The following is a 15,637-nucleotide window of genomic DNA, read 5'->3' as shown; positions in this document are numbered from 1 at the left end:
CGCCCTCACAGACAACGCAAATATCACATGCAAAAAAATACCCCAGCCTCTCGACCGGGGTATTTCTTCAAGCACTTATCGCTACATCAGTGGCTAACCGCCCCACTCGCCCCCAGACCCGTCTGCGAACGCACGAATTGCGGGAAGAACAGCGCCCGCTCGTTGACGCCTTCAGCCGATTTGTCGGTGATGGAGAAGAACCAGATGCCGACGAACGCAATGGCCATCGAGAACAGCGCTGGGTATTCGTACGGGAAGATCGCCTTCTCGTGACCCATGATCTGCACCCAGATGGTCGGGCCGAGGACCATCAGGCCCACGGCACTGACCAGGCCCAGCCAGCCGCCGATCATGGCGCCACGGGTAGTCAGCTTCTTCCAGTACATCGAAAGCAGCAGTACCGGGAAGTTGCAGCTCGCCGCGATGGAGAACGCCAGGCCCACCATGAACGCGATGTTCTGCTTCTCGAACAGGATGCCCAGGCCGATCGCCAGCACCGCCAGACAGATGGTGGTGATTTTCGAGACCCGAATCTCATCCTTCTCGTTGGCCTTGCCTTTCTTGATCACGCTGGCATACAGGTCATGGGACACCGCCGAGGCACCGGCCAGGGTCAGCCCCGCTACTACCGCCAGGATGGTCGCGAACGCCACCGCCGAGATGAAGCCCAGGAAGATGCTGCCGCCCACTGCGTTGGACAGGTGCACCGCCGCCATGTTGTTGCCGCCCAGCAAGGCACCTGCCGCGTCCTTGAAGGCCGGGTTGGTGCTGACCAGCAGGATCGCGCCGAAGCCGATGATGAAGGTCAGGATGTAGAAGTAGCCGATGAAGCCAGTGGCATACAGCACGCTCTTGCGCGCTTCCTTGGCGTCGCTCACGGTGAAGAAGCGCATCAGGATGTGTGGCAGGCCAGCGGTGCCGAACATCAGCGCCAGGCCGAGGGAGAAGGCCGAGATCGGATCCTTCACCAGGCCGCCGGGGCTCATGATCGCCTCGCCTTTAGGGTGAACCTTGACCGCTTCGGCAAACAACATGTTGAAGTCAAAGTTGACGTGCTTCATGACCATCAGGGCCATGAACGAAGCACCCGACAGCAACAGCACCGCCTTGATGATCTGCACCCAGGTGGTGGCCAGCATGCCGCCGAACAACACGTAGAGGCACATCAGGATGCCGACCAGGATCACCGCGACGTGGTAGTCCAGGCCGAACAGCAACTGGATCAGCTTGCCGGCACCGACCATTTGCGCGATCAGGTAGAACGCCACCACCACCAGCGAGCCGCAGGCGGACAGACTGCGGATCTGGGTTTGCCCGAGGCGATAGGACGCCACGTCGGCAAAGGTGTATTTACCCAGGTTGCGCAGGCGTTCGGCGATCAGGAACAGAATGATCGGCCAGCCCACCAAAAAGCCGATGGAGTAGATCAGGCCATCGTAGCCGGAGGTGAACACCAGCGCGGAAATGCCCAGGAAGGACGCCGCCGACATGTAGTCGCCCGCGATTGCCAGGCCGTTCTGGAAGCCGGTGATCTTGCCGCCGGCCGCATAGTAGTCGGCCGCCGAATTGTTTTTCTTGGACGCCCAGTAGGTGATGTATAGCGTCGCGCCGACGAAGGCCACGAACATCAGGATAGCGGCGACGTTGAGAGGTTGTTTCTGCACGGCACCGGTCAGGGCATCAGCCGCCCAGGCGCCGGGTGCGAACGCTGCGACGCTCAATAGAGCCAGTAGACGCCGGATCATTGCTGAGCCTCCTTGAGAATCGCATTGTTCAGGTCGTCGAACTCGCCGTTGGCGCGCCGTACGTAGATACCGGTCAGGACGAAGGCCGAGAGAATCAGGCCGACCCCGATGGGGATACCCCAAGTGATGGTGGCCCCAGGGCTCATCTTGGCCCCGAGAATATGCGGCCCGTAGGCGATCAGAAGAATGAAGCCGGAATACAGCCCAAGCATGATCGCCGAGAGAATCCAGGCGAACCTTTCTCGTTTCTTCACCAGCTCCTTGAAGCGCGGGCTGTTTTGAATCGAGAGGTAAATGCTGTCGTTCATTGTTTTTATCCTCGCAGCACAGATTTATTTGGAACAGCTCTACTCTATGCGGCTCCAGGCCAGGTTCCAGACGACCTTAGTATTAGAACGACATGACGGTTTTGCCGGTTTTCCGCACATTTCTCAGTTCCCTTTGTGGGAGCGGGCTTGCTCGCGAATGCGGTGTGTCAGTCAACACATGATCAACTGACACACCGCATTCGCGAGCAAGCCCGCTCCCACAGGGTTTTGTGGAGGAGTCAGGAATCGCACGCACAAAAAAACCGCATGACTCAAAAGCCATGCGGTTTTCGGAACAGTCATACCAGGCCGATTACTTGCCGGTCCACTCCTTCACGCGGTCCGGGTGTTTGGCGACCCAATCCTTGGCAGCAGCGTCCGGCTTGGCGCCTTCCTGGATCGCCAGCATGACCTCGCCGATCTCGTCCTTCGAAGCCCACTGGAACTTCTTCAGGAATTCCGCCACTTCTGGCGCCTTGGTCCCCAGCTCCTTGCTGCCGATGCTGTTTACAGTCTCAGCCGCGCCGTAGACGCCTTTCGGGTCTTCCAGGAAACGCAGTTTCCACTTGGCGAACATCCAGTGCGGCACCCAACCGGTAACGGCGATGGATTCGTTTTTCTTCTCGGCACGGGTCAGCTCGGCGATCATGCCGGCGCCGGAACTGGCCTTGAGTTGATAACCGGTCAGGTCGTAATCCTTGATCGCCTGCTCGGTCTTGATCATCACGCCTGAACCGGCGTCGATGCCGACGATGCGCTTCTTGAACGAGTCGTCGGTCTTGAGATCCTCGAGCGACTTGGCCTTGACGTACTCCGGCACGATCAGGCCGATCTTGGCATCCTTGAAGTTGGGGCCGTAATCGACCACGTTGTCCTTGTTCTTGGTCCAATAGTCGCCGTGAGTCACCGGCAGCCAGGCCGAGAGCATCGCGTCGAGTTTGCCGGTGGCCACGCCTTGCCACATGATCCCGGTCGCGACCGCTTGCAGCTTCACGTCATAACCGAGTTTCTGCTTGATCACTTCGGCGGCCACGTGGGTGGTCGCGACGCTGTCGGACCAGCCGTCAACGTAACCGATGCTCAGGGTTTTGGTTTCGGCGCTGGCCAAGGTGGAACTGATGGCCAGTACCAGTGCGGCACCTGCGCCCAAGAGTCGTCGCATCTTCATCGTTACTTCCCCGAAAGTGCTGCGCCCGACGGATGCCGGGCGGCGTCAACGTATAGTTATGATGCTCAGCGCCCCCATCACGCTCGCCCTCAAACCGGTCTGAACGCCAGTGGAGTACTGACAGGATCGATCATCAACCTGTGCCGCTCCGGAACCTGCTCTGCCTGCGACGTCGAAGCAACGAGAAACGACATCAGAACGCCAGCTAATGATTTCGCGCAATTGGCGCCCCTCCCAGTGAGGTTTGCAGACGAAATACAGTAAATACCAGATAACTAGCCGCCACTGCGCGTGACCGTGTATCGTCCCGCTACTATCGCGCCCCTTCCGTGCCTGTTTTGTGCCTGTCATGGCACTTGGCTCCGCTTCGGTGGTCATAGGCTGCGAACCTCATTCGGCACCTTCCTCTAAGGGATCTAGTCATGCTCCGTTCCTTGCGCTTCGCTGCCCTCCTCGGCGGCCTTATCCTGAGTGCGTCCGCGCTGGCGGCAGATATTGACGCCGCCAGCTATGGCTACCCCTTGACCAACCCGTTCGAGGCGACCATCGCCACCACGCCGCCGGACCTGCGTCCAGAGCTGCCACTGATCGAAGACATCAATCAGGCGGACCACAGCCTGACCCTGCGCCCGGAACGCGAGTTCATCCTGCCGGACAACTTCTGGCCGGTAAAAAGCCTCACCTACCGCATGGCCACCCAGGACAAGCCCGCGCCGCTGATTTTCCTGATCGCCGGCACCGGTGCCCGCTACGACAGCACCCTCAACGAGTACCTCAAGCGCCTCTACTACAAGGCCGGCTACCACGTGGTGCAGTTGTCCTCGCCCACCAGCTTCGACTTCATGAGTGCCGCTTCGCGCTTCGCCACGCCGGGCATCACCAAGGAAGACGCCGAAGACATGTACCGGGTGATGCAGGCGGTACGCGCCCAGAACCCGAAAGTCCCCGTCACCGAGTACTACCTCACCGGCTACAGCCTCGGCGCCCTGGACGCGGCCTTCGTCGCCCACCTGGACGAAACCCGGCGCAGCTTCAATTTCAAGAAGGTGCTGCTGCTGAACCCGCCGGTGAACCTCTACACCTCGATCACCAACCTGGACAAATTGGTCCAGACCGAGGTCAAGGGCATCAACAGCACCACGACTTTTTATGAACTGGTGTTGAACAAGCTGACCCGCTACTTCCAGCAAAAAGGCTACATCGACCTCAACGATGCGTTGCTGTATGACTTCCAGCAGTCCAAGCAACACCTGAGCAACGAGCAGATGGCGATGTTGATCGGCACCTCGTTCCGCTTCTCGGCGGCCGACATCGCCTTCACCTCGGACCTGATCAACCGCCGGGGCCTGATCATCCCGCCGAAATTCCCGATCACCGAAAGCACCAGCCTCACGCCATTCCTCAAGCGCGCGCTGCAATGCGATTTCGACTGCTACCTCACCGAGCAGGTGATCCCGATGTGGCGCGCGCGCACCGACGGCGGCAGCCTGCTGCAACTGGTCGACCAGGTCAGCCTGTACGCACTGAAGGATTATTTGCAGGCCAGCACGAAGATTTCGGTCATGCACAACGCCGACGACGTCATTCTCGGCCCGGGCGACCTGGGCTTCCTGCGCAAGACCTTTGGCGATCGCCTGACGGTTTATCCACTGGGCGGCCACTGCGGCAACCTTAATTACCGCGTCAACAGCGACGCCATGCTGGAGTTTTTCCGTGGCTAAATATCTGCTGCTTATCGCTGCGTTAATCAGTGCGGGCATGGTCCAGGCCGACAACAGCAAGGCCGATGCACCTGTGGTGGTGGATTCGGACGGTTTCAAGGAACCGCTGACCAAGCTCAAGTTCAACCCGGGGCTGGACCAACGCGAGTTCGAGCGTTCGACCCTCAACGCATTGAACGTCTATGACCCGCTGGAATCCTGGAACCGCCGGGTCTATCACTTCAACTACCGCTTCGACCAATGGGTCTTCCTGCCCGTGGTCGATGGTTATCGCTACATCACCCCCGGCTTCGTGCGCACCGGGGTCAGCAACTTCTTCAATAACCTGGGGGACGTGCCGAACCTGATGAACAGCCTGCTGCAATTCAAGGGCAAGCGTTCGATGGAAACCACGGCGCGCCTGCTGCTCAACACCACCGTCGGCATCGCCGGCCTGTGGGACCCGGCCACCGCCATGGGCCTGCCGCGCCAGAGCGAAGACTTCGGCCAGACCTTGGGCTTCTACGGCGTGCCGGGCGGCGCGTATTTCGTGTTGCCGATCTTCGGCCCCTCGAACCTGCGCGACACCTCGGGCTTGCTGGTGGACTACACCGCCGAATCGGCAATCAACTTCCTGAACGTCTCGGAAGTCAGCTCCAACCACCCGGAGCTCTTGCTCCTGCGCGGCGTGGACAAGCGCTACCAGACCAGTTTCCGCTACGGCCAACTGAACACGCCGTTCGAATATGAAAAGGTGCGCTACGTGTACACCGAGTCGCGCAAGTTGCAGATAGCCGAGTAACCCAACGCCTGACGCAAATCCCACTGTGGGAGCGGGCTTGCTCGCGAATGCGGTGTGTCAGATGACATGTTCGTCAACTGACACACCGCATTCGCGAGCAAGCCCGCTCCCACAGTTGTTTTGTGTTGCCAGGTTCAGCCTTTCAGCGCTTTCCAGACCTTGCCCACCACCAGCACACCCGCCAACACCACCGCCCCCGCCACGATCCCCGCCACCGCATTGAGCAACATCGGCACGATAAACCCGGCGCCACCGGCGCTGGCCGTCACGCCTTCGATCCAGTGATGCACCGCCGGCACGCCGTGGGTAAGAATGCCACCGCCCACCAGGAACATCGCTGCGGTGCCGATCACCGACAAGCTTTTCATCATATAGGGCGCTGCGCGCAGGATGGTCCCGCCGATGCTTTTGGCGACCTGTCCTGGCTTCTGCGTCAACCAGAGCCCCAGGTCATCGAGCTTGACGATGCCCGCCACCAGGCCGTACACACCGACGGTCATCACAATCGCAATGCCCGACAGCACGATCACCTGCTGAGTCAGCGGCGCATCGGCGACGGTGCCGAGGGTGATGGCAATGATTTCCGCCGAAAGGATGAAGTCGGTGCGCACGGCACCCTTGATCTTGTCTTTTTCGAAAGCCACCAGATCCACCGCCGGATCCGCCACCGCCTCGACCAGTTGCGCATGTTCAGCCTGGTCCTCGGCCTTGCTATGAAGGAACTTGTGGGCCAGTTTCTCGAACCCTTCGAAACACAGGTAGGCGCCGCCCACCATCAACAACGGCGTCACCAGCCAAGGGACGAAAGCACTGATCGCCAGCGCCGATGGCACCAGGATCAACTTGTTGATGAACGACCCCTTGGCCACCGCCCACACCACCGGCAGCTCGCGCTCGGCGCGCACACCCGACACTTGCTGGGCGTTGAGCGCCAGGTCATCGCCGAGCACGCCGGCGGTTTTCTTGGCGGCCATCTTGGTCATCAGCGCAACATCGTCGAGTACGGTAGCGATATCGTCGATCAGTACCAGCAAACTGCTTCCAGCCATGAAGGGGCTCCTTGAATAATGATGCCGCGAAGCATACCGCGAGCCGTGGTGCCTTGGGGCATTCTTGAGCGCCGCGCGAGGCCGGTGCTACCATGCGCCACCGCCAGAACAGGCAAGGAACCCCTGGGTTTATGAGCACTATCCGCGAGCGCAACAAAGAATTGATCCTGCGTGCCGCCAGCGAAGAATTTGCCGACAAGGGCTTCGCCGCGACCAAGACCAGCGACATCGCGGCCAAGGCAGGCCTGCCCAAACCCAACGTCTACTACTACTTCAAATCCAAGGAAAACCTCTACCGCGAGGTCCTGGAAAGCATCATCGAGCCGATTCTCCAGGCTTCGACACCGTTCAACGCCGACGGCGTGCCCGGTGAGGTGCTGAGCCACTACATCCGCTCCAAGATCCGCATCTCCCGCGAACTGCCCTTCGCCTCGAAAGTCTTCGCCAGCGAAATCATGCACGGCGCCCCGCACCTGAGCCCCGACCTGGTGGAGCAACTCAACGCCCAGGCCCGGCATAACATCGACTGCATCCAGACCTGGATCGACCGCGGCCAGATCGCCCCCATCGACCCCAACCACCTGATGTTCAGCATCTGGGCCGCCACCCAGACCTATGCCGATTTCGACTGGCAAATCAGCGCCGTGACCGGCAAGGCCAAGCTGGATGAAGCGGATTACGAAGCGGCGGCGCAGACGATTATTCGGTTGGTTTTGAAGGGGTGTGAGGTGGATTGAAATACCGCAGCGCCCCCATTCGCGAGCCCGCTCCCACAGCTTCGTGATGTACACATATTGTGTGCTCAATACGGGCCCCTGTGGGAGCGGGCTTGCTCGCGAAAGCGGCAACTCGATAGTAAGTCAAAGCCAAATGGCATCCCACAGCGGATAGTCGCCAAGCCGCTTCACCAAGCCCGCCCGCAATGGGTTGGCGACGACATAGCGAGCCATAAATACCAAATCGTCCTCCTGCCGCAGTGCCCGGTCATGAAATCCTTTCTGCCAAAGGCTGCCAACCCTTCCTGCTGCCTCGTTAATCTCTTTGGCGCTGAGGGATTTCACCCGACACATCAACTGCCCTAAAGACCCTCGATGCAGTCGAATCAGCCAATGGACATGATCAGGCATGACGACAAAGGCCAGGGAGTCCGCAATACCTTGCTCCTGAACCTCCCTGAATTGATGGATGACGACCCTTCCCAAGCCATAGTTTTCAAAGACCGGTTCGCGCTCCAGCGTATTGGCGGTCAATAAATAGATGCGATTCTCTTCTGCATAGCGACCGATACGCAGGCGGTGTGAAGCTGAGCGTGCGGGCATTCCGTCGCCCCCCTTTCCTGATGAAGTTCTGAAAGACTAGCTTCGGGGATGCAACATCATGGTTGGTCTTTTTGCCGGATGTGTATGGTCGATCGCTTTCGCGAGCAAGCCCGCTTCCACAAGGATTTGCGGTGTTCATACATGTTGTGTCGAGCACCGAAAACCTGTGGGAGCGGGCTTGCTCGCGAATGCGCCAGTCAACTCACCGCAAAATCAAACAACCACCCCCACATCCGCCCTCAACCGCAGCGCCTCCACAGCCCTCACCGCCACCTGCTCATCCACATCCGAAACATCTCCACTCACCCCAATCGCTCCTAGCACCTTCCCCTCCTGGTCCCTGATCAACACCCCACCCGGGGCCGGTACGACGTTGCCTTGGCCCAATCCATTCAACGCGGCGAAGAACGCCGGGCGTTGTTGGGCGTCCTGGGCGAGCAGGCGCGAGCCTTTGCCCAGGGCGATGGCGCCCCAGGCCTTGCCGATGGCGATCTGCGGGCGAAGCAGGCTGGCGCCGTCTTCGCGCTGCAAGGCGACCAGGTGTCCGCCGCTGTCCAGGACCGCGACGGTCAAGGGTGCGGCGCTGATTTCACGTCCTGCGGCAAGCACTTGCCCGGCCAGGTTGATGGCGATTTTCAAGGTTAGAACGCTCATGGGTGCTGTCCTTCTTTTGTTATGGGAAAGCCTTGCGGGCTTCACTTTCAGCAAAACCGAACCTAACAAATAGAACACAACAACGATTGTTTTTGTATACAATAATTCTCACAAACAACCTTTAACGACTAAAGGGCGCAGCAAAACCAGGCGTTCCGACGAATGAAACAGGTGCTTGAGGAAATGCATTGACCTGCATCGCTCGCCGTGAATACACTCTGCGCAAAGCCATTTGTATACAATTACAAAACGTAAGAGGCACAAAACCATGAGCAAAATGAGAGCAATCGAAGCCGCCGTTCTGGTGATGCGCCGTGAAGGCGTGGACACCGCCTTCGGCATCCCGGGTGCTGCGATCAACCCGCTGTACTCCGCCCTGCAAAAGGTGGGTGGCATCGATCATGTCCTCGCTCGCCACGTTGAAGGCGCCTCGCACATGGCCGAGGGCTACACCCGGACCAAGGCCGGCAACATCGGCGTGTGCATCGGCACCTCGGGCCCGGCCGGCACCGACATGGTGACCGGGCTCTACAGCGCATCGGCCGACTCGATCCCGATTCTGTGCATCACCGGGCAAGCGCCCCGCGCCCGTATGCACAAGGAAGACTTCCAGGCTGTGGATATCACCAGCATCGTCAAACCCGTGACCAAGTGGGCGACCACCGTACTGGAGCCTGGCCAGGTGCCGTATGCCTTCCAGAAGACGTTCTTCGAGATGCGCTCCGGCCGTCCGGGCCCGGTGCTGATCGACCTGCCGTTCGACGTGCAGATGGCAGAGATCGAGTTCGACATCGACGCCTACCAACCGCTGCCCCTGGCCAAACCCGCGGCCAACCGCGTGCAGATCGAGAAAGCCCTGGCGATGCTCAATCAGGCTGAACGCCCCTTGCTGGTGGCTGGCGGCGGCATCATCAATGCCGATGCCAGCGACCTGCTGGTGGAGTTCGCCGAGCTGACTGGCATCCCGGTCATTCCGACCTTGATGGGCTGGGGCACGATCCCCGACGATCACCCGCTGATGGTCGGCATGGTCGGCCTGCAAACCTCCCATCGCTATGGCAACGCCACCTTGCTCAAGTCGGACCTGGTGCTGGGCGTCGGCAACCGCTGGGCCAACCGTCACACCGGTTCGGTGGACGTCTACACCGAAGGCCGCACGTTCATTCACGTGGACATCGAGCCAACCCAGATCGGCCGGGTGTTCACTCCCGACCTGGGTATCGTCTCCGATGCCGCCTCCGCCCTGACGGTGTTCATTGAAGTGGCCCGCGAGTGGCAAGCCGCCGGCAAGCTGAAGAACCGCAGCGCCTGGTTGCAGGATTGCCAGCAACGCAAGGCCAGCCTGCAACGCAAGACCCACTTCGACAACGTGCCGGTCAAGCCACAACGGGTGTACGAAGAAATGAACCAGGTATTCGGCAAGGACACCTGCTATGTCAGCACCATCGGCCTGTCGCAGATCGCCGGCGCGCAGTTCCTCCACGTCTACAAGCCACGCCATTGGATCAACTGCGGCCAGGCCGGCCCCTTGGGCTGGACCATTCCGGCGGCGCTGGGGGTGGTCAAGGCCGATCCGAGCCGCAAGGTCGTGGCGCTGTCGGGCGACTATGATTTCCAGTTCATGATCGAAGAGCTGGCGGTGGGTGCACAATTCAAATTGCCGTACATCCACGTTGTGGTGAACAACTCCTACCTGGGCTTGATTCGCCAGGCCCAGCGCGGCTTCGACATGGATTACTGCGTGCAGCTGTCGTTCGACAACCTGAACGCCCCGGAACTCAACGGTTATGGCGTGGACCACGTTGCCGTGGCCGAAGGCCTGGGGTGCAAGGCGTTGCGGGTGTTCGAACCGGCCGGTATCCAACCGGCGCTGCGCCAGGCCCAGGCGATGATCGAGGAGTTCAAGGTGCCGGTGATCGTCGAGATCATCCTGGAGCGGGTGACCAACATCTCCATGGGCACCGAGATCAACGCCGTCAATGAGTTTGAAGACCTGGCGCTGGTGGGCAACGATGCACCCACAGCCATCTCATTGCTCGACTGACATCCCAATGTGGGAGCGGGCTTGCTCGCGAAGACGGTTTCAGATCCAACAAAGATGTCGGCTGACAGACCACTTTCGCGAGCAAGCCCGCTCCCACAGGGGTGCGTTCACATTATTTACAGGAGACCACCATGCCGCGTTTCGCCGCCAACCTGTCCATGCTGTTCACCGAGCAGGATTTCCTCGCCCGTTTCGAAGCCGCCGCCAAGGCCGGTTTCAGTGGTGTCGAATACCTGTTCCCCTATGACTACAGCTCCGCCGAACTCAAGGCCTTGCTCGACGCCAACGGCCTGACCCAGGTGCTGTTCAACCTGCCGGCCGGCGACTGGGCCAAGGGCGAGCGCGGCATTGCCTGCCTGCCGGACCGGGTCGAGGAGTTCCGCGCCGGGGTCGACCTGGCAATCGCCTACGCCCAAGTATTGGGCAACACGCAGGTCAACTGCCTGTCGGGGATTCGCCCGCAGAACTGCAGTGAAACCCTGGTGGAAAAAACCTTTGTCGCCAACCTGAAATACGCCGCCGAGAAGCTGCAGGCCAAAGGCATCAAGCTGGTGATGGAAGCCATCAACACTCGCGACATTCCCGGCTTCTACTTGAACAACACCGCCCAGGCCCTGTCGATCCGCGAGCAGGTGGGCAGCGCCAACCTGTTCCTGCAATACGACATCTACCACATGCAGATCATGGAAGGTGACCTGGCCCGGACCCTGTCGGCGCACCTGGGCGAGATCAACCATGTGCAACTGGCGGACAACCCGGGCCGTAACGAGCCGGGCACGGGCGAAATCAACTACCGCTTCCTGTTCGAACACCTGGACCGCATCGGCTACCAGGGTTGGATCGGTTGCGAATACAAGCCGCTGACCACCACCGAAGCGGGCCTGGGCTGGCTGAAAACCCATAACGCGATCTGACCCAACTCTTCCCTCATGTGGGAGCGGGCTTGCTCGCGAAGGCGGTGTATCAGACCGCATCTTCGAGAGCTGACACGCCGCCTTCGCGAGCAAGCCCGCTCCCACAGAAAAGCAGTTCTTCATCGGTTTGAAGCAACGATAAAAACAAGAGGATTTTCCCATGGCTAAAATCGGATTCATCGGCACCGGCATCATGGGCCACCCCATGGCACTGAACCTGCAAAAGGCCGGTCACAGCCTGTTCCTGTCCCAGCACCACGACCCGGCCCCGGCCGACCTGCTGGCCGGCGGCGCAGTGGCCTTGGCCAACCCGAAGGAAGTGGCCCAGGAAGCCGAGTTCATCATCGTCATGGTTCCGGACACGCCGCAGGTCGACGACGTGCTGTTCCGCGCCGATGGCGTCGCGGCGGGCGTGGGCGCGGGCAAGGTGGTGATCGACATGAGTTCGATCTCCCCCACCGCCACCAAGGCGTTCGCGGCGAAGATCAATGAAAAAGGCGCGCAGTACCTCGATGCCCCGGTCTCCGGTGGTGAAGTCGGTGCCAAGGTCGCCACCCTGAGCATCATGGTCGGTGGCGACAGCGCCGCCTTCGAACGCGCGCTGCCACTGTTCCAGGCCATGGGCAAGAACATCACCCTGGTGGGCGGCAACGGTGACGGCCAGACCGCCAAAGTGGCGAACCAGATCATCGTCGCCCTGAACATCCAGGCCGTGGCCGAGGCCTTGTTGTTCGCCTCGAAAAACGGTGCCGACCCGGCCAAGGTCCGTGAAGCGCTGATGGGCGGTTTCGCTTCGTCGAAGATCCTTGAGGTACACGGCGAACGCATGATCAAGGGCACCTTCGATCCGGGCTTCCGCATCAGCCTGCACCAGAAGGACCTGAACCTGGCCCTGCAAGGCGCCAGGGAGCTGAACATCAACCTGCCCAACACCGCCAACGCCCAACAAGTGTTCAGCACCTGCGCGGCCATTGGTGGCAGCCACTGGGATCACTCGGCGCTGATCAAGGGGCTGGAGCATATGGCCAATTTCTCGATTCGCGATAACTGACACACCACCCCCCTTGTGGGAGCGGGCTTGCTCGCGAAGGCGATCTTCCTGTCAATGAAGTGTTGACTGACACACCGCCTTCGCGAGCAAGCCCGCTCCCACAGGGGTCTGCGTTGCCCTTCAAATAACAAGAATCCCGGGAGCCCGCCATGTCGGTCGATCCGCAACAACTGCTGCGCGAGCTGTTTGCCACAGCCATCGACGCGGCCCATCCGCAGCAAGTCCTTGAACACTACCTGCCCAGCGACCGCAGCGGCCGGGTGATCGTCATCGGGGCCGGCAAGGCCGCGGCGGCCATGGCGCAAGTGGTCGAGCGCTGCTGGCAGGGCGACGTGTCCGGCCTGGTGGTGACCCGCTACGGCCATGGCGCGCCTTGTCAGAAAATCGAAGTGGTGGAAGCCGCCCACCCGGTGCCTGACGCCGCTGGCCTGGCCGTGGCCCAACGGGTGCTGGAGCTGGTGAGCAATCTCAGCGAAGACGACCGGGTGATCTTCCTGTTGTCCGGCGGCGGTTCGGCCCTGCTCGCGTTGCCAGCCGAAGGCATCACCCTGGCCGACAAGCAATCGATCAACAAAGCCTTGCTCAAATCCGGCGCGACCATCGGCGAGATGAATTGCGTGCGCAAGCACCTCTCGGCGATCAAGGGCGGGCGCCTGGGCAAGGCCTGCTGGCCGGCGACGGTGTACACCTACGCGATTTCCGATGTACCCGGCGATCTCGCCACGGTCATCGCTTCCGGCCCCACCGTGGCCGACCCCAGCACGTCGGCCGACGCCCTGGCGATTCTCCAGCGCTACCACATCGAGGTGCCGGCCTCGGTGCGCACCTGGCTGCGCAGCCCGGCGTCGGAAACCGTCAAGCCCGGTGACCCGAGCCTCGCCCGCAGCCATTTCCAGTTGATCGCCCGCCCCCAGCAGTCATTGGAAGCCGCGGCGGTGAAGGCCCGGCAGGCCGGTTTCAGCCCACTGATCCTCGGCGACCTGGAAGGCGAATCCCGGGAGGTGGCCAAAGTCCACGCCGGCATCGCCCGGCAAATCGCCCTGCACGGCCAGCCGCTGGCAGCACCGTGCGTGATTCTTTCCGGCGGTGAAACCACCGTCACCGTGCGCGGCGATGGCCGTGGCGGGCGCAATGCCGAATTCCTGCTGAGCCTGACCGACAACCTCAAGGGCCATCCCGGCATCTATGCGCTGGCCGGCGACACGGACGGCATCGACGGCTCCGAAGACAACGCCGGCGCCCTCATGACCCCGGACAGCTATCGCCGCGCCGCCGAGCTGGGCCTGTGCGCCAGCGACGAGTTGGACAACAACAATGGCTACGGCTACTTCGCTGCCCTGGATGCGCTGATCGTCACCGAACCGACCCGCACCAACGTCAACGACTTTCGCGCCATCCTGATCCTCGAGAACCCCAAACATGACGCCTGATAAAAAGGTCAAGATCCTCGCGACCCTCGGCCCCGCCACCCGCGGCATCGATGACATCCGCGAGCTGGTACAGGCCGGGGTGAACATCTTCCGCCTGAACTTCAGCCACGGCGAGCACGCCGACCACGCCCAGCGCTACCAGTGGATTCGTGAGGTCGAGCAGCAACTCAACTACCCCCTGGGCATCCTGATGGACCTGCAAGGCCCGAAGCTGCGGGTCGGCCGGTTCGCCGATGGCAAGGTCCTGCTGCAACGAGGCCAGGCCCTGCGCTTGGACCTGGACCCGACACCGGGCGATCAACGCCGGGTCAACCTGCCCCACCCGGAAATCATCGCGGCCCTGGAGCCCGGCATGGACCTGCTGTTGGACGACGGCAAGTTGCGCCTGCGCGTGATCGCCAGGCACGGCGACGCCATCGACACCGAGGTGCTCAACGGCGGCGAGCTGTCGGACCGCAAGGGCGTGAACGTGCCCCAGGCCGTGCTCGACCTGAGCCCGTTGACCGCCAAGGACCGGCGCGACTTGAGTTTCGGCCTGGAGCTGGGCGTGGACTGGGTGGCGCTGTCGTTCGTGCAGCGTCCCGAGGACATTCGCGAGGCGCGTGGGCTGATCGGCAACAAGGCGTTCCTGATGGCGAAGATCGAAAAGCCGTCGGCGGTGAGCCAGCTGCGCGAGATCGCCGAATTGAGCGACGCGATCATGGTCGCCCGTGGCGACCTGGGGGTCGAAGTCCCGGCCGAAAGCGTGCCGCAGATCCAGAAAAACATCATCGGCACCTGCCGTGCCCTCGGCAAACCGGTGGTGGTGGCGACTCAGATGCTCGAGTCGATGCGCTTCTCCCCGGCCCCCACCCGTGCCGAAGTCACTGACGTCGCCAACGCCGTGGCCGAGGGGGCCGATGCGGTCATGCTCTCGGCGGAAACCGCGTCCGGCGATTACCCCCTCGAAGCCGTGCAGATGATGAGCAAGATCATCCGCCAGGTGGAAAACGGCCCCGACTACCAGGCGCAACTGGACGTCAGCCGGCCGAAGGCCGAGGCCACGGTGTCGGACGCCATCAGCTGCGCGATCCGGCGCATCAGCAGCATCCTGCCGGTGGCGGTGCTGGTGAACTACAGCGAATCGGGCAGTTCCAGCCTGCGCGCGGCGCGGGAACGGCCGACAGTGCCGATCCTCAACCTCACGCCGAACCTGCAGGCCGCCCGCCGCCTGACGGTGGCCTGGGGCGTGCACTCGGTGGTCAATGACCGGTTGAAGCAGGTGGATGAAGTCTGTTCCACCGCCCTGGAAATCGCCCAGGCCCAAGGCATGGCCCAGCGTGGCGATACCCTGCTGATTACCGCGGGCGTGCCGTTCGGGCAGCCGGGGTCGACCAATTCGCTGCGCATTGAGACGCTGCTCTGAGCTTTTCTGTGGCGAGGGAGCTTGCTCCCGCTCGGTTGCGTAGCAACC

14 protein-coding genes are annotated in these 15,637 nt (G+C 61.5%); 8 read left to right on the top strand and 6 right to left on the bottom strand.

Features of this window, described 5'->3' with window-relative positions:
• Positions 1-86 precede the first annotated feature (86 nt).
• From J3P88_RS08550 to J3P88_RS08540, 3 genes are all read right to left on the bottom strand, one after another.
• Positions 87-1,745: a cation acetate symporter gene (locus J3P88_RS08550; protein ID WP_186708144.1), complete on the bottom strand. Its 1,659-nt coding sequence runs from the start codon at positions 1,743-1,745 to the stop codon at positions 87-89.
• Positions 1,742-2,053 (bottom strand): DUF485 domain-containing protein, encoded by a 312-nt coding sequence (locus tag J3P88_RS08545; RefSeq protein WP_186708146.1) that lies wholly within the window; start codon positions 2,051-2,053, stop codon positions 1,742-1,744. Before J3P88_RS08545 ends, J3P88_RS08550 begins: the two co-directional genes overlap by 4 nt.
• Positions 2,054-2,366: 313 nt before the next feature.
• A complete protein-coding gene (locus tag J3P88_RS08540) occupies positions 2,367-3,221 on the bottom strand; it encodes a glycine betaine ABC transporter substrate-binding protein (protein WP_186708148.1) in 855 nt (284 codons plus the stop codon).
• 422 nt (positions 3,222-3,643) lie between these two features.
• Between J3P88_RS08540 and J3P88_RS08535 the strand changes: the two genes are divergently transcribed.
• Together J3P88_RS08535 and J3P88_RS08530 are read left to right on the top strand one after the other, a co-directional pair.
• Complete coding sequence (locus J3P88_RS08535; protein WP_411385326.1) at positions 3,644-4,942, top strand: serine/threonine protein kinase; 1,299 nt, start codon at positions 3,644-3,646, stop codon at positions 4,940-4,942.
• On the top strand, positions 4,935-5,723 hold the full coding sequence (locus tag J3P88_RS08530) for an MlaA family lipoprotein (protein WP_186708152.1): 789 nt from the start codon (positions 4,935-4,937) through the stop codon (positions 5,721-5,723). The genes J3P88_RS08535 and J3P88_RS08530 overlap by 8 nt, the downstream gene beginning before the upstream one ends.
• A 134-nt stretch (positions 5,724-5,857) precedes the next feature.
• Here J3P88_RS08530 and J3P88_RS08525 read toward each other — a convergent pair whose 3' ends face one another.
• A complete protein-coding gene (locus tag J3P88_RS08525) occupies positions 5,858-6,772 on the bottom strand; it encodes a DUF808 domain-containing protein (RefSeq protein WP_434574672.1) in 915 nt (304 codons plus the stop codon).
• 131 nt (positions 6,773-6,903) lie between these two features.
• Here J3P88_RS08525 and J3P88_RS08520 point away from each other — a divergent pair, with 131 nt between their 5' ends.
• Positions 6,904-7,509 (top strand): TetR/AcrR family transcriptional regulator, encoded by a 606-nt coding sequence (locus J3P88_RS08520; RefSeq protein WP_186708156.1) that lies wholly within the window; start codon positions 6,904-6,906, stop codon positions 7,507-7,509.
• 123 nt (positions 7,510-7,632) lie between these two features.
• Here the strand turns inward: J3P88_RS08520 and J3P88_RS08515 are convergent, their stop codons facing one another.
• Positions 7,633-8,091 (bottom strand): REP-associated tyrosine transposase, encoded by a 459-nt coding sequence (locus J3P88_RS08515; RefSeq protein ID WP_186730935.1) that lies wholly within the window; start codon positions 8,089-8,091, stop codon positions 7,633-7,635.
• A gap of 213 nt (positions 8,092-8,304) precedes the next feature.
• Entirely contained in the window at positions 8,305-8,745 is a 441-nt protein-coding gene (locus J3P88_RS08510) for a GlcG/HbpS family heme-binding protein (protein ID WP_186730936.1), read from the bottom strand.
• A 268-nt stretch (positions 8,746-9,013) separates the two neighbouring features.
• On the opposite strand from J3P88_RS08510, the gene gcl reads away from it, so the two are divergent.
• From gcl to pyk, 5 genes are all read left to right on the top strand, one after another.
• Positions 9,014-10,789 carry a glyoxylate carboligase gene (gene gcl, locus J3P88_RS08505; RefSeq protein WP_434574670.1) on the top strand — a complete coding sequence of 592 codons (1,776 nt, stop codon included), beginning with the start codon at positions 9,014-9,016 and terminating at the stop codon, positions 10,787-10,789.
• Positions 10,790-10,920: 131 nt separating this feature from the next.
• Entirely contained in the window at positions 10,921-11,703 is a 783-nt protein-coding gene (gene hyi, locus J3P88_RS08500) for a hydroxypyruvate isomerase (RefSeq protein ID WP_053123988.1), read from the top strand.
• 160 nt (positions 11,704-11,863) lie between these two features.
• Positions 11,864-12,754, top strand: a complete 891-nt coding sequence (locus tag J3P88_RS08495; RefSeq protein WP_434574668.1) for a 2-hydroxy-3-oxopropionate reductase — start codon at positions 11,864-11,866, stop codon at positions 12,752-12,754.
• A 149-nt stretch (positions 12,755-12,903) separates the two neighbouring features.
• On the top strand, positions 12,904-14,184 hold the full coding sequence (locus J3P88_RS08490; RefSeq protein ID WP_434574666.1) for a glycerate kinase type-2 family protein: 1,281 nt from the start codon (positions 12,904-12,906) through the stop codon (positions 14,182-14,184).
• Positions 14,174-15,589, top strand: coding sequence for a pyruvate kinase (gene pyk, locus J3P88_RS08485; RefSeq protein ID WP_434574665.1), 1,416 nt, complete (start codon positions 14,174-14,176; stop codon positions 15,587-15,589). Before J3P88_RS08490 ends, pyk begins: the two co-directional genes overlap by 11 nt.
• Positions 15,590-15,637: the final 48 nt, after the last annotated feature.

This window comes from Pseudomonas sp. Z3-6 (assembly GCF_051131985.1).
GTDB lineage: Bacteria > Pseudomonadota > Gammaproteobacteria > Pseudomonadales > Pseudomonadaceae > Aquipseudomonas > Aquipseudomonas zanjanensis.
The sequence above is the reverse complement of the archived record's forward strand: the minus strand, read 5'-3'. Positions and strand labels throughout refer to the sequence as shown.